Source organism: Stieleria mannarensis (assembly GCF_014154935.1).
In the GTDB taxonomy this organism is placed as follows: domain Bacteria; phylum Planctomycetota; class Planctomycetia; order Pirellulales; family Pirellulaceae; genus Stieleria; species Stieleria mannarensis.
This window is the reverse complement of sequence record NZ_JACEHH010000050.1, coordinates 45,445-67,399: the sequence shown is the minus strand read 5'-3', so window position 1 is coordinate 67,399 and position 21,955 is coordinate 45,445. Positions and strand designations below refer to the sequence as shown.

Below are 21,955 nucleotides of genomic sequence, written 5' to 3'. Positions count from 1 at the left end.
ATCATTCTACTGACGCCGACGGCCTGGAAAGGACGTCGCACTTAGGAGTACTATTGCGGGCTGTCCATCTTTTCGTTGAGCAGCTTGACCGCGGTCTGGAAATCTTGGTTCTCCGGCTCCAGCCGGGCGGCTTTTTTGAGCTGCTCGAGCGCCGCGTCCAATTGGCCATCCAGGTACAGTAGTAACCCATAGCGGTACTGGATGCCGGCGATCTCGGGGGCGAGTGCGGCGTCGCGTGCCAGCAGCGGCAGCTCCTGTTTGCGGAGCGTTTTGACGCGACGCAGCAGTGCGTCGCGTTCGGATTCGGGGACGCCGGGGGCGATCTGTTCGAGCAAGGCCGCAAAATTGGTGCGTGCACCGACCGCCTTGGGCTCGACGCGGATCGCGGTTTGATAGGCCTCGATCGCTTCGCCATAGCGTCCCAGTTGTTCACAGATGCCGGCCCAGCCCATGTGCGCGCCGGCGCGGTCGGAGGCGGCCATGAATTCTTCGCGGACTTCGTTCAGCACGGCTTCCAACTGACTTCGCTCGGAGGGCGAAAGCTGACCGAAGGCAGGCGAGTTCAGCAAGGCACGTGCGGCCGAGGTGCGAACCAGACGGGAATCGTCGTCCAGCAGTTTCATCAACTTGCTCTTGCCGGTCGACGGGCTGGCCATCGCCAACACCGAGGCGGCGGTCGAGCGGACCAGCGGATGTTGGCCGGACTGGTCGGCCAGTTCGGCGGCAACGCGTGGTGCGGCGCGGCTTCCCTGTCGCGCGAGTTCGTCAAGCAAGGTGGCTTTGGCGATCGCCGGAACGCTTTCGTCGCCGAGCGTCAGCATTTCGATCGCCCGTTTGGCGGCCTGGGGATCGCCGCGGCGCAGCGGCACCAGGGCTTCGGCAAAATGCAGCGGTTTCTTGCGGGTCGGGCCGTACCATTTCTCGCAGGCGTCGTCACACCACTGGTCGGTCTGGCGAATCAATTCGGTGACCGTTTCGCCGTCGGTACCGATCGCGGCGGTGCCGTCTTGTTCGGCCGCCAGTAACCATTGCGAGTATTCCTTGGACTGGAATTCGTCGCGGTGCTCGGTGGCGATTTGCGGCAAGCGATCTTTGACGTGGCAATGGCTGCACGCGTTGGGGGTTCCCAGGCTGACCGACAGATCCGGTCGCGGGATTCGCAAGCTGTGGTCTCTCCGCGGGTCGACGTCCATGTAGGTCGTGTGCGGCATGTGACAGTTGACGCACTTGGCGCCTTCGCTGTCCGGTGCGTGGTGATGGTGCGCCGGGACGTCGTACTTGCCGGCGGCGTGTTGGTGACAGTTGGTGCAGGTTTCGTTGCCCGGGAATTTCAGCTTCAGCGAATGCGGATCGTGGCAATCGGTGCAGCGGATGTCTTTGTGGTACATCTTGCTTTGGATGAACGATCCATAGACGTAGACTTCGTCTTTGATTTGGCCGTCGCCGTGATAGGTCGCTTCGCCGAGTGTTTCCAAACGGTAGTGGTCAAAGTAATCGGGGCCGGCGGCAAAGTGCGGATCCATCACGCCGCGACGGCTGTGACAGGGGGCACAGGTTTGCAGCTGGGGCTCGGGATCGGCGCCTTTTAATTTGGCCAGTCCATAACCGTGGCGTCGGTCCCAAAACAGCGACTTCTTGTTGGCCAGTTCGACGTGCAGCGAGGCCGGGCCGTGGCAGGCTTCGCAGCTGACATCGATTTCGGAAAACGTGGTGTGGTAGGTGGCCGAGGCGGGATCGAAGTTTTGTTTCAGGTTGGTCGAGTGGCAATCGGCACACATCGTTTGCCAGCGTTGTGCGATACCGGTCCAGTGCAACGGATCGTCGGCGGCAAGCTTGTCGGCGACGTCCGGCGGTCGCAAGTAGAACCAGCGGTGGTCGCGGGAGTCCCAACTGATGCGGAGTACTTGTAGACGTGCGACGTCACATTCGGGCATGTCGTCGCTGCGATCGAATTCGACCATGTACTGTTGCAACGGGTAGACGCCGAAGACGTATTTGACTTCGAAGTCCTGCATCGTGCCGTCTTCGCCTTCGGTGTGGACCATAAAGCGTTTGCCGTCGCGGAACAGCCGGTTGACCAAGCCGTCGTGTTCGAACGTGACGTTGTTAAAATCGCCGAGTACGGTTTCGTCGGTGGCCAAGTCCATCGCTTTGTCGTGGTCCGATCCCAGGAAGGACTCGGTTTGTTCTCGGTGGCAATCGATGCAGGCGTTGCGGCCGACATAATGGCGAGGCGCCCCGACCGGTTCGGCCGACCAGTAATCGGCAAACACGCCGCCGGCGATCAGTGTGCCCAGGGCGGCAGCGGCGATCAGCCAACGCCGCGGCGGACGAGCGGCGTTCTTTTCAGCGGGACTGGGATCCGATGGCGGATTGGAACCATCACGCGGGGCGGGGGCACCAGATTCGGCGTCGCGTGTCGCTTGCCCGGCCGAGTTGGGGCGGCTGGATGATTTGCTTCGGCGGTCGGACAAGATGGCGTCAGGGGGTCTGTTGAGGAGGGGGGTGGGGCGTGTCGCTGCGGGATGGAGGCGACGTCTCGTCGGGGGGCAGTGACGCCTCGCCGGGGGAACGCGGCGCGTTCCCTTGCATCGAAACCGCAGATTGTTGCAGCAACCGAACCGCTTCGCTTCGCATTTGATGGATCAAGTACGTGCGATTTTCGCTTTTGGGTTCGATTTTGTCGAGCAACCGCGCGGATTTCAGAAGCATTTCCGCGGCGCGTCGACTTCGGCGGGCCGCCGGCGTGTCGGCGGCGTCTCGGGACCGGTTTGTGCTCGGCAGTTGGGGCTGACGCTTGGGATCGAGGGTCGATCCGTCCAGGACGCTGGGCGTGCTGCGCAACAGTTCCTTGAATTCCTCCGGCAGCACCCTGTCATCCGGTGCGGAATCGGCGTCCTCGCGACCGCCCTGCAGCAGGCGTGAAATCGCCCGCCGGGCGGCCGGGTTGTCCTTGGGCGGGTGGTCGGCCGGCAGCGGAACATCGGGCAGCAACAACACGTCGGTGGGCGGCGGCGCAGACAGCGATGCAGTCGGCGTCGCAGCAAGCGATGCCACAAGCAGGCAGGCGTGTACCAGAATCCCACCGGTGGCGGAGGACCAGATCGCAGGTCGAGCTCGCAAGGCGGCCATGGGTCAATCCAACTGAACAGGGAAGACAGGGGATGCGGCCGGGCAGAATAGCGTGTGTCGCGGTTTCAGGCCAACAACGATTTTGGCCTGGGGAAAACCTGTCGATGCGAGCCAATGTTTTTTCAAAAATCGTTCGGGCTTTGACGTCGCGAGGGTGGCGGTTGATCGTCCAAAATCTAGACTGTGTTGAGGATGGAGGTGGAATCCGGCGGACGGTTCAGCATTGCTGCGAACCTCGCTTCGGCCGCCCGCCATTAAACGCTTGAACGCTTACAACAGACCAGGCCCGTGATCGGCATCGGTTGATATGAATAGCTTTAGCTTGGACTACATCGACGATTTGTACGTCCAATATGTCCAGGATCCCGAGAGCGTCTCGGAGACCTGGCGACAGTATTTTGAGCAGTTCTTGGTGAGCTCTCCCGCGACGGCCAAGAAACGCGGCGCGAGCGTTTCGCAAAGCCCCCGCGCGTCGGTCGCACAATCGGCCGGGGCATCCAAACCCGGCGGGAACGGCGCCGCCGTGGCCCTGGCCGAGCGCAGGGGATCCACCGGCGACGAAGCGACCGATCAGGCGTTGTGGATGTCGCGGATGCAGGATCGTGTCAACCAACTGGTCCGCGAGTATCGCGTCCGCGGACACCTCAAAGCACAGCTCGACCCGCTGGGCATCGATCGCGGCGATCGGCCGGAACTGAGCCCCCAACGCTACGGGCTGAGCGAAACCGACATGCAGCGGCGGCTGGATTCGTCGGCCGTCGAACACGTCAAAGGTGACACGCTGGACGTCATTTTGACCAAGCTCCGCAATACCTACTGCCGTTCCATCGGCGCGCAGTTCATGCACATCGACAATCGCAACATTCGCGATTGGTTGCAGCAGCGGATGGAGAGCACCGAGAATCGGCTGGACCTGCCCCACGAAACCCAGCGACGGATTTATGCGCGGTTGGCCGACGCATCGATCTTTGAAGAATTCGTCCGCCGCAAGTTCGTCGGCGCCAAAACGTTCTCGCTGGAAGGTGCCGAGACGCTGATCCCGATGATCGACCTGGCGCTGGAAAAGGCCGGCGAGCACGGGGTCCAGGAAGTCGTCATGGGGATGGCCCACCGCGGTCGCCTGAACGTGATGGCGAACATCCTGAAAAAACGCGCGATGAACATCTTCTGGTCCTTCGACGACCCGAACCCGGAGATGAGTCGCGGCGGCGGTGATGTCCGCTATCACTTGGGATACAGCAGCGACTGGAAAACCGCACGCGGGGACCACCTGCACATCTCGTTGTGCTTTAACCCCAGCCACTTGGAATACGTCAACACCGTCGCGATGGGGCGCACCCGTTGCAAACAGGATCACCGCGGCGATACCGAGCGGCGCCAGGTGATGAACGTGTTGATTCACGGTGACGCCGCGTTCGCCGGGGAAGGCGTGGTCCAAGAGACGTTGAACCTGAGCGAATTGAACGGTTACCGCGTCGGCGGGACGCTGCACATCATCATCAACAACCAGGTCGGGTTCACCACCCTGCCGGCTCAGGGACGCAGCACGACCTACGCGACCGACGTCGCCAAGATGCTGCAGATCCCGATCTTTCACGTCAACGGTGAAGACCCCGAAGCGGTCGCCCAGGTCGTCTCGCTGGCGATGGATTTCCGCAACGAATTCCAACGCGACGTCGTGATCGATTTGTATGCGTTTCGTCGCTGGGGACACAACGAAGGCGACGAGCCCCGGTTCACCCAGCCACGGATGTACTCCGAAATCGATCGACGAGCCGGTGTCCGCGAGCAGTATCTCAATCGGCTCAAAGCTCTCGGGAAAATTACCGAGGAGGAAGCCGAGGAGATCCAAAAGGAACGCACCGAAAAACTGGAATCGGAATTCGACGCCAGCAAGAACCACCAGTTCGTTCCCGACACGCAAACCCTGGCCGCCAACTGGAGCGACTACTTCGGCGGGGTCGAACCGATCGAGCCGACCGACACGACGTTTGACGAAACCCGCCTGGGCGAACTGGTCGATGCGGCGACGCGATTGCCGGAAGGCTTTTCCCAGCACAAAAAACTGAAACGGTTGATCGCCAATCGTCGCGGTATGGCCGCCGGCGAAAAACCGTTCGACTGGGCCACCGCCGAACTGGCCGCATTTGCAACGCTGTTGTCCGACGGCCATTCGGTCCGGCTGACCGGCCAAGATTGCCAGCGTGGAACGTTCAGCCAACGTCACGCCGTCCAGCACGACGTCAAGACGGGCGAAACCTACATGCCGCTGGAGCACCTGGAGTCCAACCAAGCCCGCGTCGAATTGCACAACAGCCCGCTCAGCGAAGCCGGCGTGTTGGGCTTCGAATGGGGGTATTCGCTCGACGCCCCCGACAGCCTGGTGCTGTGGGAAGCTCAGTTCGGTGATTTCTGGAACTGTGCCCAGGTCATCGTCGACCAGTTCATCGCCAGTGCCGAAGACAAGTGGAATCGCTTGAGCGGATTGGTGATGTTGCTGCCGCATGGTTTCGAAGGCCAAGGCCCCGAGCACTGCAGCGCCCGCGTCGAACGGTTCTTGGCGATGACCGCCGAACACAACATCCAGGTCTGCCAGCCGACCACGCCGGCGCAATACTTTCACCTGTTGCGCCGACAAGTGATTCGCAAGTGGCGAAAACCCTTGATCGTGTTGACGCCCAAGAGCTTGCTGCGACACCCCGAAGTGGTCAGCGATCGCAAGGAGCTGGCCGAAGGATCGTTCGAGCGAATCCTGCGCGATAAAGACGTCGATCTGTCAAAGGTTCGCCGCGTGATGATGTGCACGGGCAAGATCTATTACGATCTGAAAAAGCGTCGGCAGGAACTCGAACGCGATGACGTCGCATTGATCCGTGTGGAGCAACTCTATCCGCTCGAAAGCGACGAACTGATCGCCGCCCTGGATGGCGTTCCCCGCGACGCGGAGATCTTCTTTGTTCAAGACGAACCGCGCAACATGGGCACGTGGCCTTATCTGAAGTTGAACTTCGGCGACGATTTCCAAGCCGCCGGTTGGACGCTGACCCCGATCACGCGCGCCGAGTCTGCCAGCCCCAGCACGGGAAGCATGGCGGCGCACCTGTTGGAGCAAAAGGAACTGATCGAAGCCGCCTTCGCCGGGCTGTAAGCCGACTTGCTTGGAGTGTTTTGACAGGTCGCTGCGTGGGACGTCGGTTGTCTTGCTGAGCGACTTTGTTAGCGCAGAAGGCTGTTTCACTATGCTGCGGAATTCATTCCGCAGCGCTTGCCCAAAGGGCATGCACATCCTTAGCCTGGGGTCAGTGGACCTGGGGTTACGCCCGGATTCGCTGGGGCTCATCCGGTCTCACCCCAGGCTAAGTTGTCCATCGCCGTTGGCGAACCGAGCGGAGTGGTCTTTGATCACGCACGTAACTTTGATCATGCACGGAACGACAACTACCAAATCCTTCAGTAACACAATCGACGTCCCGAGCAGCGACCGTGTGCGGCTAAAGCCTGGACACCAGCGCGACTGACGATCCTGCAAAACCTTTTACCCAAAAACGTTTTGCCATCAAACAGTTCGCGCATCGTTGATTCACGCGATGGGTTACAATCACCGCGGCGCCACGGTGACGCTTGGGGCAACCCGATTGGACTTCTCTTCATGGCCGAAGCACGGATGAACACGCTTTCTGTTAGCCAGCTATCAACACTTCGTTGGGATCTGGAGTCGGACATTCACGCTTACTCGCAACGTGGGTTTGGAGGCATCGGGCTTTACCGCCCCAAGCTGGACGATTATGGGGTGGAACGAACGATCGAGTTGTTGAGCGAGCATTCGATGGTGGCGACATCGTTGTCCTGGGGCGGAGGGTTCACCGGCAGCGACGGGCGTCCATTCGAGGATGCGGTTTCCGATGCCGTCAACGCGGTGATCCAAGCCGCGCGGCTGCGTGCCGGCACATTGATCGTGTTGGCCGGTGGAAAAAACAATCACATTAAAACCCACCTTCGTCGAACACTTTGCCAAGCGCTCGTTCGGGTTGCCGCCGTCGCCTCGGAACACGGAATCAAACTCGCGCTCGAACCGTTTCACCCCGGTTGTGGTGATGAATGGTCGTTCGTGCATGACCTGCAATCGACGCTGGACATCATCGAACGTGTCGACAATCCATCGTTGGGTTTGGCCCTGGACACGTACCACGTCGGCATGGACCGCGATGCCCTGCGTTGGTTGCCCGACGTCGCCCGGCACATCCATCTGGTCCAACTCGGTGACGGACGGCATTGCCCGCACGGCGAAATGAATCGATGTCTGCTCGGTGACGGATGTGTTCCGCTGCCCGAACTGATCGAGCTGTTGCACGAGAACGGTTACTGCGGCTCGTGGGAAGTGGAAGTGATTGGTGAAGACGTCGAATCGATCAGCTACGATCATTTGCTCGACCACACCAAACGCTACCTCGACCACACGCTTGGGCAGTTGTGCTGAGATCGGGCCGGCTATTGGTCCATCGCCGTCAATGCGGACATCCAATCGCTGGCGGAGAACCGCAGGTCGTCGCGTTTCTTGTCGATCGCCTTGTTCAGCTTGGCGTGCAGTTTTTCGTTGATGTCGTCGATCAACACCTCGTTGACGATCTTTTCGGCCATCTCGCCCCACTTCTCTGCCACCTCGCCACCGACCTTGCTGATCCGGTCGACGTGCAATTCATCCAGGTGCAGCGACGCCGAAGTCACGTTGGGGTCGATCACGATCGCCGGGGGGAGCACCGAGTAATCGGGGTAACTGCTCAGCCGGCCGCTGAGGGTCAGCCGAATCTTGGCGTGCCCACGGACTTCGACACTGTACCACTGGACGCCCAGGTTCCAGCGCTCGATGCGGGCCGAAAAATCCAGCGGGGTCGCCAGATCGCACTCGATCATCCAGCCGGCGTGCTGCTCGGGGCCGCCCTCGGTCGGAGTCACGCTGCGGACGGTCGCGTTGACCGGCCGTGGCGCCGACCGCTCGCCGGGAAACTGGATGTGGTAGCGCGTCTGCAGTCCCTGACGCACGTCTCGCCAGCGACGATGGGTTTTGAGCTGCACCCCGTCGCGGCGGATCCGCACGCCGGCCCAGATCTTCTTGGTCCGCTTCCAGTTCTTTTCGCCATCGTAGGCGTGCGGCAGTTGAGCGACCGCCAAGTCCACGAGCGACTGAACCGTCGCCCGGGCTTGATCGGAACTCATCACCGAACCGAGCTGGCCGGATTCATTGCCGGGGAGATCGCGCGCAATCGTCGACGTTGCCGCGGGGTCCGCCAGCCCAACGGGCGCCGCGGCCAACACGAAGGTTGCCGCGGCCAGAAACAGCGTTGCACCGCCCAGCCGGTGTCGGCCTGACGCGTTTATCGGTAGACCACCGCAAAGTAGACGCCGTCGCGGCCGGCCACCATCGCGGCGCCGGCGGCGGTCATTCGTGGATCGCTGGTGTAACACGCCGAGACTCCGCTGGGCGAATAGGAGCTGGACCAGCCGACACCCTCATAGCGGCCGGGGGCAAACGATCCCGGTGGATGCGACTTCAAGCCCATGCTGGCCATCTGACGCGCACGTCGCTCGGCAACCGATTGCAATGCAGGGTCATATCGCAGGGTTCGCAGTCCTTGTCGAGAGCGCTGGTTGTTCAACATGCCCAAAACGTTTTGAACCCCATTGCTGGCTTTCTGGTACGCGACTTGCGCCACGGTTCGAACCGGGGCCGCGGCGACCGATTGGGCCGGGCTTGCCGTCGCCACCGGTCGTGCCGCGCCATGGACTCGGCCGCATTTCGGGCAAACTTGCCCCGAAACCGTCGCCACCGGAGCGGTCGCTATGGGGGCCGTTGATTGAACCACGGTCGATTGGGCCGCCGCCTGGTCTCCAGACACAATCATCAGCAGGGCCGGGCATAGCAACGACAGGACGGCATGAAGGCTGAATTGCGAAATTGCGGTCAAACGCACGTTCGTTTTCTCCCACTGGAGGTACTTTGCTGGCAGCCCATCCGTGTCGATCAACGACGCTCGCGTCGCCGAGGGGCGGTCTCTGCCAGTCGCGGCGACCGACTTGTGGCCGTCGCGGGTCAATTGGCCGCAAAGCATCTCGATCGGTCAAGTTTGCGGAAGGGGCAGAGTGGGACGATTGCGAAAGTTTTAAGGCTTCGATCGCATTGGCACGCCCCTAATCAAAACACATCAACGGCTTGCGGCGACGGGGCGTTCTGGCAAAAAAATTTGCACGAGTGGAAACCTGGGCTAAATGCGCCGAGCAGGCAAGGTTCGTTTGGCGGAGATCACGACGCCGCGCGAACGGTGTAGCACCAGCGAAACGTCCCGACCGAGGCGATCGGACCGCTCGGCTGGATCCGCTTGGATCCGTCATCCACGACAACGGTGGATTGGTCGTCCGGCACGATCTCGATCGCCGCGGCCCCGTCGTAGCGGGTGCCCAGTTGCTGGGGCGTTTCCTTGACGCGGCAGGCCCAATCAAAGCGAAAGCCGTCCGCTGTCGGTTCCACGCTCAGGCTCCAGTGACTCGTTCCCGCGCATCCGACGCCCAACGCCACCTCGCGGCCCTCGATCGATTCGATGGACAGCTGTTGGATCGGGGGCGAATCCGGCCAGGCAGCTCCATCGGCCCCGATTCGGCACGCGATCCGCTCGGCCCCAAATTCGATGGCGTGCTGAAATCGATCCGCGGTCCACTCAAAGTGGACGCGACCGAGGTGATCGGGGTGCTGAAGTGACAAGGGCGAGGCAGAGGTCGACAAGTTTGGCATTAGGAACGGGGCTTACGTAAGGAAGCGGTAGTTTCAGCGATTCGATGAAAACACCCTCAATGCCAGAGGTCGTCCGGTTTTTGGCAATTCACCCTCCCTGGCAGGGAGGGTCGAGCGAAGCGAGGGGAGGGTCGATTGGTGGTGTTTGAGTGTGTCCGAGCCACAGCGAACCCTCCCCGCTCCGGGCGCTCACTCCTCCGCGACCCTCCCAGAGGGAGGGTGAAGGGGTTACGCGCCCGATATTTCAGAGGTTAAAGCCGCACGACCCTTCCAGGGAGGGTTTCGTCTTAATTTGATGCCGATGCCCCTCACGATCCGGGAGCGTTTTGCAGGTCCAGGGTGTTGAAGGCGCGGAGCAGGTTGAGCCCGTTGGCTTGGCTTTTTTCGGGGTGAAACTGGGTCGCAAACAGGTTGTCGCGGGAAACCATCGCGCAAAATTCGTGGCCGTAATCACAGGCCAGGGACATCACCGAGGGGTCGGCGGGGCGGACGTAGTAGGAGTGGACGAAATAGAAATGGGTTTCGTCGGCCAGATCCTCCAACAGCGGCGAGGGGGCGGTTTTCCGAACGGTGTTCCAGCCCATGTGCGGGACTTTGAACGTGTCGGGCAAATCGAATCGGACGACGTCACCGGGCAGGATCCCCAGCCCGCGATGCGTGCCGTGTTCGTAGCTCTGTTCGAACAGCAGCTGCAACCCCAGGCAGATCCCCAGGAAGGGGCGTCCGGTTTGGACAAAATCGCGAATCGCCGGCGCCAGGTCGCGGCGATTGATTTCGGCCATCGCGTCCCCGAACGCGCCGACCCCTGGCAAGACCAGTTGTTCGGCCGCTGCGATTTCGTGCGGATCGGACGAGAACCGGGCTTGGCCACCGATTCGCTCGATGGCTTTTTGGACGCTCCGCAAATTGCCCATCTGGTAGTCGACGATCGTGATCATGGCGTGTGATTCGCGGGTGGGGCGGAATGCGTGGGACAGCAGTTTCATCGACACACTACTGGGAAACGAGTTCGCTGGCAAATCCCCCTGTTTCGCCGCCGCAAACTTGGGGCGCCGGTCGTCGCCCAGGCCCATCACAAGGGGGCGATTCGGCCTAGCCATCGGTGGCGGAGTGGACGTCGGCAAACGTCTGATCTACGATCCCCGCTCCGCTCCGTCGGCAATTTGTCACACGCCCTTGGCCCAACCAGCCCTTAGTATTCGATGTCTGATTCGCTCCTCCCGCTGCGGCGACTGATGGAAACCTTGGCCGAGCGAGCGCAGACGCGTCCGCAGGGATCGTACACGACCAAGTTGATGGCCGCCGGGACGGGCAAGATCGGCGAGAAGATTTTGGAAGAGGCCCGGGAGTTGATCGAAGCGGCCGACGAGCCGGGGGATGCCGGCCGGGAGCACTTCATTTATGAAGCCGGGGATCTGATTTACCACACCCTGGTCCTGTTGGCCTATCGCGGTGTCGACCTGGACGAGGTCGCGGCCGAACTGGCGCGGCGCGAGGGGACGTCCGGCTTGGTCGAAAAAGCAAACCGAAGTCAAACGAATACGGACCAATAGCCCCAAGCGAACGACGATGGGACAACTGAACAAGAATCTAAGAATCGGGCTTCCGAGCAAGGGGCGGCTGAGTGAGTTGTCCGGCGAGCTGCTGCTGCAAGCGGGGCTGAATTTCCGCCGTCAAAACCGCGGCCTGTTCGCCAAGGTCAAGGGGTTGCCGATCGACCTGGTCTTTTTGCGAACCGATGACATCCCGACCTTGGTCGCCGAGGGCGCCATCGACATGGGGTTCACCGGCAGCGATTTGGTCGAAGAAGCCAACGCCAACGTGACCACGCGGATGCGGTTGGGCGTCGGACGTTGCCGGTTGGCGATCTGTGTTCCCGATGACAGCGAGATCCGATCGGCAAACGAGTTGGACGGAAAACGCATCGCCACCAGCTTTCCGCACATCACCAAAGCCTACTTGGGCCAACACAACGCCCTGGCTCACATGGTGTCACTCTCCGGCAGCGTCGAAGTGATGATCCAACTGGGCGTGGCCGATGCGATCGTCGATCTGGTCGAAACCGGCAGCACGTTGGCGGCCAACCGATTGCGAATCCTGGAAGAGATCGGATCCTATGAAACGATTCTGATCCAGAACAACGAAGCCTGCCGCGACGTGGAGATGGCCGACCGGGTCGTCCGGCGGCTTGAGGGCGTGGTGATCGCCCGGGATTACTCGTTGCTGGAATACAACATCCCGACGGCCAAATTGGATGAAGCCGAAAAGATCACGCCGGGATTCAATTCGCCGACCATCGGCACGCTCGAAGACGACGCCTGGCGCAGCGTGCGAGTGATGGTGCGAAGCAGCGAAGTGATCGACGTGATGGAAAAGCTGGAACGTCTCGGCGCATCGGCAATTTTCCAAACCACCATCTCCAACTGCAGACTGTAAACGCCAACCATGTCCAGCGACTATCCGATCGAGATCGATGTTCAATCCGTCAAGCAACTCCAGGATTCCGACGAATCCTTTTTGTTGCTCGATGTGCGTCAACCCGAAGAATATGCGACCGCCAAGATTGACGGCAGCATGCTGATCCCGATGGGCGAACTCGGGCAACGGCTGGACGAATTGGAACCGCACAAGGACGGGCGGATTGTGGTGCACTGTCACCACGGCGGACGCAGCATGCAGGTGACCGAAGCGTTGCGGTCACGCGGCTACGACAACGTCCAAAACATGGCCGGCGGAATCGACGCCTGGAGCCTGCAGATCGACGCCGGCGTGCCCCGCTATTGATCGCGCAGGCAGCGCACGTTGGTGTTTAGCCTTCAGGCGACTCCCAGCGCTGCGAGGGACGTCGATTGTTTAGGTGACGGATTTGATCGTAGCGGAAGTCGCCAAGACTTTCGCAATCCGCCGGCCCTCTCTGGCGTTTGCGTGCTGCGCAAACGCCGTCTCTCCCAGGGGGAGAGAATTTCAATCGGTTGGCAAATCCTGCAGGAACGAAATCGACGTCCCAAGCAGCGAGCGAGTGCGGTTCAAGCCAGGACACCAACGCGCGTTCTCGTACTGCCGGGGGGACACGGATCAGCCGATTGCGTTTCAATCTTGGCGGTCGATGCGGCGGACCGAGGCGTGGCCGGGTACATTAGGGGTTAGGGAAAGCCAACGCCCTCGTCGTGGATGCAACATGGGACGAAACCACCACCGCAGGTTTGCCCCGATGGATGCCGACGACGCTCATCGATGATTTTGACGCTTGCCGGAGGCCCCATGTTCACCCACGAAAACCAGTCGCGACAGTCCGACAACGACGCCGAGTCGGCTTCCCCGGCCTCGGTCGCCGACGCATCGGATCGGCATGCAGCGGCTGCAGCGAGCCATCCCCACACCGTGCATCCGGATGTCGCCCGCGATCTGCTGGGAAAAATCGAAACGGTGCGATCGAAGCTGCAAAGTGTGATCCGCGGAAAGTCCGACGTCATCGATTCGGTGCTGACGTGCATCTTGGCCGAGGGTTCGGTGTTGGTCGAGGATGTTCCGGGGGTCGGCAAAACGACGCTGGCCAAATCGATCGCCGCCCTGATCGACTTGGAATTCCAGCGGATCCAATGCACGCCCGACCTGTTGCCGTCGGACATCTTGGGCAGTGCCATTTTCCAACCCACCAGCGGCGAGTTTCACTTTCGTCGCGGGCCGATCTTTTGCAACTTGCTGATCGCCGATGAAATCAACCGCGCCTCACCGCGGACGCAAAGCGCGCTGCTGGAGGCGATGGCCGAATCGCAGGTCACGATTGATTCGACGCAGTACCGCTTGGCCAAACCGTTTATCGTCATCGCCACACAGAACCCGACGGGTTTCGAGGGGACCTATCCGCTGCCCGAATCGCAGCTCGACCGATTCCTGTTCCGTTTGTCGATGGATTACCCGGACCAGGAAAGCGAGATCGAATTGCTGCTCGACCAGGCGTCTCATGATCCGTCCAGCGAGTTGACGCCGGTGATGCACCGCGACGATCTGGCGACACTGCAGCGATTGGTACGTGAGGTCACGGTGGATCGCAAGGTCGTCCGTTATCTGGTCGCGTTGGTCGGTGCGACGCGGCACGACAGTCGATTGCGGGTCGGGTGCAGCCCGCGCGGATCGAAGATGTTGTTGCGTGCCGCGCAAGCCCGCGCGGTGCTGGATCAACGCGACTATGTGTTGCCCGATGACATCCAGGAAGTCGCCGTCGCCGTGCTCGCCCACCGAGTCTCGATGCGATCGGTTTCCACGTCGTGGAGTGACGCCGCGGCGGTGATCGACGAACTGATTCGACAGACGGAGGTGGTGGTTTGAGTGCGGACGTGTCGGCCAAGCCGTCGATCCCTGCCGGCGAGAGCCGATCAGCTCCTGAGATCGCCGGCGGAATGTCATCGCGACCGGGCAACGGCGTGGAGGATCGCGGCGAGGCGGCGGTCGGCTTTGGGAGACGCTGGATTCGACGCGGGGTCTATGTTGTGGGCCGCGTCTTGACCGCTCCGATTCGCAGCTATCTGTCGCTTCGACGCAGCATGACCGTCGCTTCGGTCTCGGTGTTGTTGGCCGCGTTCATGACGCTCAATGTGATCTGGGGGTTTCCCTGGAACGGCATGATGGGAGCGTGTGTGGCGTTGTTGGTCGTCGGGCTTGCGATCAATCGAATCATGTGCCCGCGGTTAAAGCTGAGCGTCTCGCTGCCTCGATCGGCCGTCGCGGGCCAGCCGTTTACGGTCAACGTCCATCTGGCCAACGTCCGCAAACTTCCGGCGCTGAACCTGCGCGTGGGCTGGCACCGTGAAGGCGTGCGCGACATCTATCCCCGGCGCAGCGCGTTGTCGTGGGAGGCGTCCGAACCGGTGTCGGTCGACATGCTGCGCAGCGGGGATCAAATGCAGTGGCACGGGGCGATGCGTTTTCACGCCCGCGGCATCCACGACTTGCCGGACTTTCAGATCGCATCGACGTTCCCGTTTCATTTGTTCTATTGTCGCAAGGCCGTGTCGACCGAGGCCCAGATCGCGATCACTCCGGCGCCGGCCCGCGACGATGACGACCCGACCTCGCGAGCGATGCTGGCCGCGATCGGGGATTGGTCACAGAAACTGGTCGCCGGTGCGCCGGTGGAATACGTCGGCAACCGCGAGTACGAGGTCGGTGTGCCGGTGCGTCGTTGGGACTTTGCCTCCTGGGCGCGACTGGGGCGGCCGATCGTGCGCGAGTACCAGTCACCGTCGATTCAAACGGTGACGTTGATCGTCGACACGTCGCAACCAGAGGCAGGCGAACGTTCCACTTCTCGCGGTGCGGCCCGACAGCAGCGGCAACACGCCGACGCGTGGTTTGAACGGCTGATGTCGATTTCCGCCACGGCGATTGCGGAGATCACCCACCGGCGTGTGCAATTGAACCTCTGCGTGACCGACCAGCCGATCGTCGACCGTCCGACGCGAGCTGGCGCGAGGTCCAGCGAAGGTGCCGAGAGCATGTTGGTCCGTTTGGCCGCCGCCCAACCGGTCGACCCGGTCGTCGGCGAAGCACGCATCCTGGAAGCGATCCAGTCCAGCCGATCACAACCGACACTGGTCTTCTCGATGTTGGATCTGGGCGGCCACGATCGCACCAGTTTGGCGAACACGTTGCCCGCGCACGTGACCTACATGACGATCCGGGCACCGCGGCCGGGCGATCGGTGGCAATCTGACGGGGAAACCGATGAACGATAAACCGATCCATCGACGAAGTGCGTTGATCGAGGCCGACCGGGTGAACGACTCGGCGGCCCGGTTTTGGTTGCTGCCGGCGCTGTTGCTGGTCCAAGCCGTGTTCGTCGGATCGGCCTTTGACACGATGGCGACGACACTGGGGGCGTTCTTGTTCAGCTTGCTGGTGGTGGGAATCTTTTTGCAAGGGTTCGGAAAACGCAGGCACGCTGCAGCGATTCAGCCCTCGTCGAAACGGTCAACGTCGAAGCAGCCGATGCCGAAAGGTATGCGTGATTCGTCAACCATCCGGGCGGTCACCGCCGGTGCCCCGCCGCAGGTCACTCGCCCGGCCGACGCCGCCGACCTTCCCGACCGCTATCGGTTGTTGCGCAAGGTGTTGCTGTTGCCGACGTTGTTGATCGTCAGCGGTTTGGGCGTGTCGCTGCGGATCGTTCACCACATGTCGGGAAACTTGAACCCGATCGCGATGGTCGTCGACTGCGTTTCCCACATGGCGTTTCTGGTGACGGCAACGCTGTGGGTGTTTCATCCGCGTCGGGGCCATCCGGCGATGCTCGTTTGCGGATTGTTGTTGGTGTTGACGACGGTCACCGGTGGCGGTGTCAGCCAAACGATCACCGGTCAATTGGTCGCGGCCTTGGCGACCGTGATCGGATTTGCATTCGCGGCCGACCATATCTTGCGACGTTGGCAGACGCATTCCTGGCGCAAGGAACGCCAGCGGTTGGAGAAGCGATCGGCCAAGCGAAAATTGGTGCAACAACCGGCACCGCTGCCCCGGTCGACCGTTTCGATTTCCGGCGATGCCGACCCGACCGGGGCGGGACGCAGTGCGTTGATCTATTCGGTGTTGGCGCTTTCGGTCCTGTTGATGTCGACCAGTGCCGCGGGGCACTTGGCCAACCGAATCGTGCCGGGATTGCAGTTGGACTTTTTTGATCGATTGTCGCAATCGCTCGAAGCGGTGACGGCCAACACGATCATCGGCGGTTCGCGCTACGTCCGCGGCAGCAAGTTGGGGTCGGTCCGAAAACACATGATCGGCGACCCCGGGCAAACGGCGGTGCGTGCGTTTTCGATCACCGCCCCGGGATACCTCCGCGGCACCGCATTTGACCTGTACCGCGACGGCTCTTGGACCGCCGCGACGCCGCGCAACTTTAATCGTGGTGTGGATATGACACCGATTCTGCCGCGACCCGTCCGGATCGAATCGCCGGGGGAAACGCCGCTGGAACTCAGCAGCAATGCCAGCTTGGACCGATTCCAGGTTCGCAAGAACCCGGACGACGGCTTCGTCGGGACGATCGAGGTTCACAATGTTCCGCTGAAAGGACGCATCGTTTTTACCGCGTTGTCGACCGACTGGATCGAGGCCGCGACGACCGGCGCGATGCTGTCGCACCATGACATGGTGCTCAGCGGCGTGGACTCGCGCGAGCCCTATGTGCTGGGGCTCGGTTCCCAAACGCCGCGCGAGGTTTTGGACCCGATCCGACGCGAGATCCTGCTGTACCTGCCGAACCGATTGCGATCCTTCGTCGCACCACTGGCACAATCGGTTTGTGACGGTCGCTTGACGGCACAGACCAAAGCGCGAGCGATCGAGGACTTCTTCCAGGACAACTACCGCTACTCGTTGAAGGACGTGGAGACGCCGCCCAATACCGATCCCATCGAACACTTCTTGAGTGCCCGGCACCCGGCGCATTGTGAGTTCTTTGCCAGTGCCGCCGCCGTCATGCTGCGTGCCCAGGGCGTCCCGACACGGTATGTGACCGGTTACGTCGTCACCGAACGCAGCGAAGGCGATGACTATTGGTTGGCCCGAAATCGCGACGCCCACGCTTGGGTCGAAGCCTACGATGAGATCAGCGAGCGTTGGTTCCCGGTCGAAGCGACGGTGGGACGGACATATCGGACGTTGATGACCGAAGCGGACCTGGTCAACACCGTCGGTGGGGCCGGCGATGGTTCGCTGGATCTGGAGGAGGACCAATCGCTGTTGGGGATGATCATCGGACGGCTATTGTCCTTTCGCGCGACCGACTCGTTGACCGTCGTGTTTCGAATCGCACAGTTGCCCCTGTTCTGCATCCTGGTGGCGTTGTTGTGGATTCGCCAGCGACAAAAACAACGCGCCGGCAGTGACCCGCTGGAATTCCAGAGCCGACAGATGCTGCATCACGTCGACCGCAAGGTCCGCCGACACGCGTTGGTCCGCGGGCCGACCGAAACCTTGCACCAATTCGCCGCCCGGGTGGAAGCCGCCGCGGGCGAACGCAGTGATGTGGCGAGTTTCTTGGTCGCCGCTGCGGACTGGTATCGTTCCTACGCCGCGGCACGCTATCGCGGGCTGATGCCCACCCCGATGGACGGAGCGGGCCGTTGAACGAGCCTTGGGACTGCAAACAAGTCGACGAGCAAACGATTCGGTTTCGCGTCCGGGTGACGCCGAAAGCCAAACAGGCTGCCGTGGGCGGCACGCACGACGGTGCGCTGAAGGTCTCCGTCACCGAAGCCCCCGAGAATGGCAAAGCGAATCAGGCAGTGGTCAAAGCCATCGCCAAACGACTCTCGATCAGCAAAAGCAGCGTCGAAATCGTCTCCGGCCAGACCTCTCGAGTGAAATCGATCCAGGTCCACGGCGTCTCGGCCGCCGATGCGAGCGCGCGTTTGCGGGTCTGATCCGGCACAACCGCTACGACCGGCCAGATTCGCGAGCCCGCACAGTTTCTCTTGCCCGTTCTTGCTCCCTAAACCGACGCCTTTGCCTAATCGGCGTGCTAGGTTTTTTTGGCCCAGCGTTCAGCACACTTCCAGCGAGAACCATCGTCAAGCTAACCGTCACCTCTCCCGCGACTTGGGTCGCCGGACGTGGCGGTCGCAACGCATCGCACGGGGCCGGATGGTTCGACTGTATCCCAAGGAATTCAACGCATGCCTTCTTCGAAAGCCGACACGTCTCGAAACACCGACAGCCGCAACGCATCTTCGAAAAGCAAAACCAATGAGACCGCGGGTGATGCTAACGAGCAGATCGTCACGCTTGATCGCCGACGCCCGGGTGGGGAACGCCGCGGCGGTGATCCCGCCGCTTTAGATGTCGGCGTGATGAAAAACCCGCGACGCAAGAAACAACGTCGCCGTCACATCGATCCGACCACTTGCGAACGCGACTACTCGGATCCCGAGATCGAATTCATGCGTGCGATGGACGACTACAAACGAAAGAGCGGTCGCATGTTCCCGACCTGCAGCGAGGTTCTGGAAGTGGTCCGCGACCTCGGCTACTTTCGGTTGACCGATCAACAAATCGATCAACTGGGTCTGGGGGACAACGACGACGAAGTTGCCGCGATCGACGCATCGGAGCAAGACGAGCTTGAGGAAGCCGAAGCAGACGTCTAAGCGACCGAGGCGATGGGACAATTGACACAAGGGCATCCGGCTTTGGGGCAAAGCCGGGTGCCCCTTTTTTTTGCCCGTCGGCAGCAAGTTGAGAGGTGGCACCTTCAATCCAGCAAGTCACCTTCTTTTCCGGCATTGGTGTCGACACAACTAAAAATGGCTCCCTTCTCCCCCGGCTTTGCGCACAGAGAAGGGCTGGGGATGAGGGGCCCAGCGGCCTGTCAAAAGCCACAAAGATGAAGCGCAGACGGATCGGGTGTGCGGCCCCTCACCCCCAACCTGGCCTAATGAAGATTGAGTGGCGTCTGATACTGGTGAACCGACAATGATTGCAAATTGCAAAATGAACACTGCAAATTGCAAAATGATTTGAGCGACGATTCCCGGCAAATTTAAATTTTGCAATGAACAATTTGCAATTTGCAATTTGCAATCGAGGGATCCAGCAGAATCGTTGAACGTCCCCGAACCTACCCAACCTTCCAAGTTCCGTTGATTTTCATCAGGCCACCCCCAACCCCTCTCCCCCAAACAGATCGCGGTCATCATCACTGGGCGATCAAAGTCGTTTGCGCGATCTGTTTTAGGGAGAGGGGAGCCATGTCCTCGATTGGGAGCCGGCTTGTGTAGAGACCAATGCCCTGCGGGAGGGTCGCGGAGGAGTTTGCGCTCGGGGCGGGAAGGATTCGCTGTGGCTCAAGTGCGCTCGAACACCACGAGTCGACCCTCCCCTCGCTGCGCTCGACCCTCCCTGCCAGGGAGGGTTAATTCTTAACCTGATGCGATGTCTTTTGTTACCGTCCCCGCGCCTTCATGCCCGCCTTGAGTGTCTCGACGATCTCGTCGACGTCATAGACGCAGCCGCCCCAGGCTCCACCGCCGACCTGTTGCAGTGCCGCCCACAACCGGGTGTCGTCGGGCATGTCCGATTCGACCGCCAATTCGGGATGCGGCGGCCGTTCCGCCAAAAGCGTCGCTGCGGGCGTCCCGTCGGCCGATTCGATCAGTTCGACGCGACCGTCCAACGTGTTGCGGTCGATTTCGATTTCGATCACATCCCCGTCGCGGACCTTGGCGATCGGGCCGCCGGCGAGTGCTTCGGGGCCGACGTGGCCGACGCACGCGCCCGTGCTGACGCCGGAGAATCGGGCGTCGGTGACCAAGGCGACGTCTTTGCCGAATGACAGGTACTTCAGCGCCGATGTGATCTGATAGGTTTCTTCCATGCCGCAACCGAGTGGGCCGCGTCCGATCAGCACCATGATGTCACCGGCGACGATCGGTTCGCCCTGTTGGCCCTTGACCGCCGCGATCGCCTGTCGCTCGCTGGTGAAGACCCGGGCCGGACCGCGTTTGCGATAGACGCCGTCGTCGTCGATCACGCTGGGATCGATCGAGGTCGCTTTGATCACCGAGCCTTCCGGACAGAGATTGCCGACGGGGAAACTGACCGTCGGCGTCAGACCTTTGGCGGCCGCCTTGCTTGGCGGTACGATCACATCGTCGGGATCCACCCCGTCGGACTCGGCCAGCCGATCGCGACAGAACGCCCGGCGATCGCTGGTTCGCCATTGATCCAAGATTTCATCCCAGGTCATTCCGGCAACCGTCCGCGCAGACGATTTCAGCAACCCCAATTCGCGCAGGTGCCAGGCGACTTCGGGGACGCCACCGGCCAAGAAAAATCGAATCGTCGGGTGGCCCATCGGACCGTTGGGCAAGCAATCGACAAAGCGGGGTACGGAGCGATTGATCTGGCGGAACGTTTCCGCGTCGGGCCGTCTCAACCCGGCCGCGGCGGCGATCGCCGGGATGTGCAACAACAGGTTTGTGCTGCCGCCGACGGCCGCGTGAATCAACATCGCGTTGTAGAGTGCGTCATCGGTCAGAACATCGCCCAATGTGGCTCCGGCGGCGACCAACTCCATCGCGACGTCGGCCGAATCACGCGCCATTTGGGTCCAGATCGGACCGCCGCTGGGGCCGAGCGCGGCATGCGGAACGGTCATCCCCAACGCTTCGGCCACGACCTGGCTGGTCGCCGCGGTCCCTAGGAACTGGCAGCCACCGCCGGGCGTGCCGCACGCGCGACAGCCTTCCAACGACGCCTGTTCCAAAGAGATTTCGCCTTTGGAATAACGCGCCCCGATCGACTGGACCTTTCCCGCATCCTCGCCCACGGTCGCCGGCAATGTGACACCGCCGGGGACCAGCACGCTGGGCAGCGTCCGGGCACCGGCCAAGGCCATCATCATCGCCGGCAGACCCTTGTCACAGGTCGCGATCCCGATCACCGCTTTGCGTTGCGGTAATGAACGGATCAGCCGGCGAAACACGATCGCCGCGTCGTTACGGTACGGCAACGAGTCGAACATTCCCCGCGTGCCCTGGCTGCGACCGTCACAGGGATCGCTGCAGTAGGCCGAAAAGGGAACGGCCCCCCGCGCGGTCAACTGTTCGGCCGCGGCCCGCACCAGCAAGCCGATCTCCCAGTGCCCGGTGTGGTAGCCCAGTGCCAGTGGCGTTCCGTCGTTCTCTCTCAGTCCGCCTTGTGTGCTGAGGATCAAGTACTGGTCGCCCAGCACACGGCGAGGGTCAAATCCCATCCCGACGCTTTGCGTCAACCCGAACAGGTCGCCCGAGGACCAGGTCCGCAGGATGTCGTCGGTCAGCGGCAGTGTTCCGGCAGGCCCATCAGCGTGGGTGACAAGCGAATCGGGATCGGGGGGCGTGTCGAAAAAGGAGGGCACGGTGTTGGATTCAGTGAAGCAGAGAGGGGAAAACGGGAAAACGCAGGCAAGCAATATAGCAAGCTTGATGATCGGGCTGGACCAGCAAGGTCCCGCAGGGTAGCGGAACTCGCCAAGAGTTTCGCAGCGCCGCGGTGACGCCG

Annotated in this window: 18 protein-coding genes; 10 read left to right on the top strand and 8 right to left on the bottom strand. The window is 61.6% G+C overall.

Annotated elements, in window-relative coordinates; all coding sequences use genetic code 11:
- Positions 1–50 precede the first annotated feature (50 nt).
- Complete coding sequence (locus H1B37_RS26335; protein ID WP_353620923.1) at positions 51–2,474, bottom strand: multiheme c-type cytochrome; 2,424 nt, start codon at positions 2,472–2,474, stop codon at positions 51–53.
- A gap of 7 nt (positions 2,475–2,481) precedes the next feature.
- The gene (locus tag H1B37_RS26330) at positions 2,482–3,132 is read right to left on the bottom strand and encodes a hypothetical protein (protein WP_182870259.1); all 651 of its coding nucleotides are present in this window, start codon (positions 3,130–3,132) and stop codon (positions 2,482–2,484) included.
- 307 nt (positions 3,133–3,439) lie between these two features.
- Between H1B37_RS26330 and H1B37_RS26325 the strand changes: the two genes are divergently transcribed.
- Together H1B37_RS26325 and H1B37_RS26320 are read left to right on the top strand one after the other, a co-directional pair.
- Complete coding sequence (locus H1B37_RS26325; protein WP_182870258.1) at positions 3,440–6,280, top strand: 2-oxoglutarate dehydrogenase E1 component; 2,841 nt, start codon at positions 3,440–3,442, stop codon at positions 6,278–6,280.
- A gap of 516 nt (positions 6,281–6,796) precedes the next feature.
- The gene (locus H1B37_RS26320; RefSeq protein WP_182870257.1) at positions 6,797–7,609 is read left to right on the top strand and encodes a sugar phosphate isomerase/epimerase family protein; all 813 of its coding nucleotides are present in this window, start codon (positions 6,797–6,799) and stop codon (positions 7,607–7,609) included.
- 11 nt (positions 7,610–7,620) lie between these two features.
- Here H1B37_RS26320 and H1B37_RS26315 read toward each other — a convergent pair whose 3' ends face one another.
- From H1B37_RS26315 to hisH, 4 genes are all read right to left on the bottom strand, one after another.
- Positions 7,621–8,346, bottom strand: a complete 726-nt coding sequence (locus H1B37_RS26315; protein ID WP_182870256.1) for a hypothetical protein — start codon at positions 8,344–8,346, stop codon at positions 7,621–7,623.
- Between the two features lie 158 nt (positions 8,347–8,504).
- The gene (locus tag H1B37_RS26310) at positions 8,505–9,239 is read right to left on the bottom strand and encodes a CAP domain-containing protein (RefSeq protein ID WP_182870255.1); all 735 of its coding nucleotides are present in this window, start codon (positions 9,237–9,239) and stop codon (positions 8,505–8,507) included.
- 191 nt (positions 9,240–9,430) lie between these two features.
- Positions 9,431–9,907, bottom strand: coding sequence for a hypothetical protein (locus H1B37_RS26305; protein WP_182870254.1), 477 nt, complete (start codon positions 9,905–9,907; stop codon positions 9,431–9,433).
- 317 nt (positions 9,908–10,224) lie between these two features.
- Positions 10,225–10,854: an imidazole glycerol phosphate synthase subunit HisH gene (hisH, locus tag H1B37_RS26300; protein ID WP_182870264.1), complete on the bottom strand. Its 630-nt coding sequence runs from the start codon at positions 10,852–10,854 to the stop codon at positions 10,225–10,227.
- Between the two features lie 264 nt (positions 10,855–11,118).
- On the opposite strand from hisH, the gene hisE reads away from it, so the two are divergent.
- The 8 genes from hisE (at position 11,119) to H1B37_RS26260 (ending at position 19,062) form a co-directional block, all read left to right on the top strand.
- Positions 11,119–11,469, top strand: a complete 351-nt coding sequence (gene hisE / locus H1B37_RS26295; protein ID WP_182870253.1) for a phosphoribosyl-ATP diphosphatase — start codon at positions 11,119–11,121, stop codon at positions 11,467–11,469.
- A 16-nt stretch (positions 11,470–11,485) separates the two neighbouring features.
- Entirely contained in the window at positions 11,486–12,352 is an 867-nt protein-coding gene (hisG, locus tag H1B37_RS26290) for an ATP phosphoribosyltransferase (RefSeq protein WP_182870252.1), read from the top strand.
- A 9-nt stretch (positions 12,353–12,361) separates the two neighbouring features.
- Positions 12,362–12,700, top strand: a complete 339-nt coding sequence (locus tag H1B37_RS26285) for a rhodanese-like domain-containing protein (RefSeq protein WP_182870251.1) — start codon at positions 12,362–12,364, stop codon at positions 12,698–12,700.
- 450 nt (positions 12,701–13,150) lie between these two features.
- Positions 13,151–14,245 (top strand): AAA family ATPase, encoded by a 1,095-nt coding sequence (locus tag H1B37_RS26280; RefSeq protein ID WP_286178204.1) that lies wholly within the window; start codon positions 13,151–13,153, stop codon positions 14,243–14,245.
- Positions 14,242–15,651 (top strand): DUF58 domain-containing protein, encoded by a 1,410-nt coding sequence (locus H1B37_RS26275; RefSeq protein ID WP_182870250.1) that lies wholly within the window; start codon positions 14,242–14,244, stop codon positions 15,649–15,651. The genes H1B37_RS26280 and H1B37_RS26275 overlap by 4 nt, the downstream gene beginning before the upstream one ends.
- Positions 15,641–18,043 carry a transglutaminase-like domain-containing protein gene (locus H1B37_RS26270; RefSeq protein WP_182870249.1) on the top strand — a complete coding sequence of 801 codons (2,403 nt, stop codon included), beginning with the start codon at positions 15,641–15,643 and terminating at the stop codon, positions 18,041–18,043. Before H1B37_RS26275 ends, H1B37_RS26270 begins: the two co-directional genes overlap by 11 nt.
- Positions 18,040–18,339, top strand: coding sequence for a DUF167 domain-containing protein (locus H1B37_RS26265; protein WP_182870248.1), 300 nt, complete (start codon positions 18,040–18,042; stop codon positions 18,337–18,339). Before H1B37_RS26270 ends, H1B37_RS26265 begins: the two co-directional genes overlap by 4 nt.
- Positions 18,340–18,591: 252 nt before the next feature.
- Positions 18,592–19,062, top strand: a complete 471-nt coding sequence (locus H1B37_RS26260) for a hypothetical protein (RefSeq protein ID WP_220498379.1) — start codon at positions 18,592–18,594, stop codon at positions 19,060–19,062.
- Positions 19,063–19,212: 150 nt separating this feature from the next.
- Here H1B37_RS26260 and H1B37_RS26255 read toward each other — a convergent pair whose 3' ends face one another.
- Together H1B37_RS26255 and H1B37_RS26250 are read right to left on the bottom strand one after the other, a co-directional pair.
- Positions 19,213–19,611 carry a hypothetical protein gene (locus H1B37_RS26255; RefSeq protein WP_182870247.1) on the bottom strand — a complete coding sequence of 133 codons (399 nt, stop codon included), beginning with the start codon at positions 19,609–19,611 and terminating at the stop codon, positions 19,213–19,215.
- Between the two features lie 245 nt (positions 19,612–19,856).
- Positions 19,857–21,812, bottom strand: coding sequence for a YjhG/YagF family D-xylonate dehydratase (locus tag H1B37_RS26250; RefSeq protein ID WP_182870246.1), 1,956 nt, complete (start codon positions 21,810–21,812; stop codon positions 19,857–19,859).
- Between the last annotated feature and the right edge of the window lie 143 nt (positions 21,813–21,955).

Coding starts and splice junctions, on each gene's coding strand:
- H1B37_RS26330 (WP_182870259.1), bottom strand. CDS start 3,132: ATGGCCGCCTTGCGAGCTCGACCTGCGATCTGGTCCTCCGCCACCGGT.
- H1B37_RS26325 (WP_182870258.1), top strand. CDS start 3,440: ATGAATAGCTTTAGCTTGGACTACATCGACGATTTGTACGTCCAATAT.
- H1B37_RS26320 (WP_182870257.1), top strand. CDS start 6,797: ATGAACACGCTTTCTGTTAGCCAGCTATCAACACTTCGTTGGGATCTG.
- H1B37_RS26315 (WP_182870256.1), bottom strand. CDS start 8,346: ATGAGTTCCGATCAAGCCCGGGCGACGGTTCAGTCGCTCGTGGACTTG.
- H1B37_RS26310 (WP_182870255.1), bottom strand. CDS start 9,239: ATGCTTTGCGGCCAATTGACCCGCGACGGCCACAAGTCGGTCGCCGCG.
- hisH (WP_182870264.1), bottom strand. CDS start 10,854: ATGATCACGATCGTCGACTACCAGATGGGCAATTTGCGGAGCGTCCAA.
- hisE (WP_182870253.1), top strand. CDS start 11,119: ATGTCTGATTCGCTCCTCCCGCTGCGGCGACTGATGGAAACCTTGGCC.
- hisG (WP_182870252.1), top strand. CDS start 11,486: ATGGGACAACTGAACAAGAATCTAAGAATCGGGCTTCCGAGCAAGGGG.
- H1B37_RS26285 (WP_182870251.1), top strand. CDS start 12,362: ATGTCCAGCGACTATCCGATCGAGATCGATGTTCAATCCGTCAAGCAA.
- H1B37_RS26280 (WP_286178204.1), top strand. CDS start 13,151: ATGATTTTGACGCTTGCCGGAGGCCCCATGTTCACCCACGAAAACCAG.
- H1B37_RS26270 (WP_182870249.1), top strand. CDS start 15,641: ATGAACGATAAACCGATCCATCGACGAAGTGCGTTGATCGAGGCCGAC.
- H1B37_RS26260 (WP_220498379.1), top strand. CDS start 18,592: ATGCCTTCTTCGAAAGCCGACACGTCTCGAAACACCGACAGCCGCAAC.
- H1B37_RS26255 (WP_182870247.1), bottom strand. CDS start 19,611: ATGATGACCGCGATCTGTTTGGGGGAGAGGGGTTGGGGGTGGCCTGAT.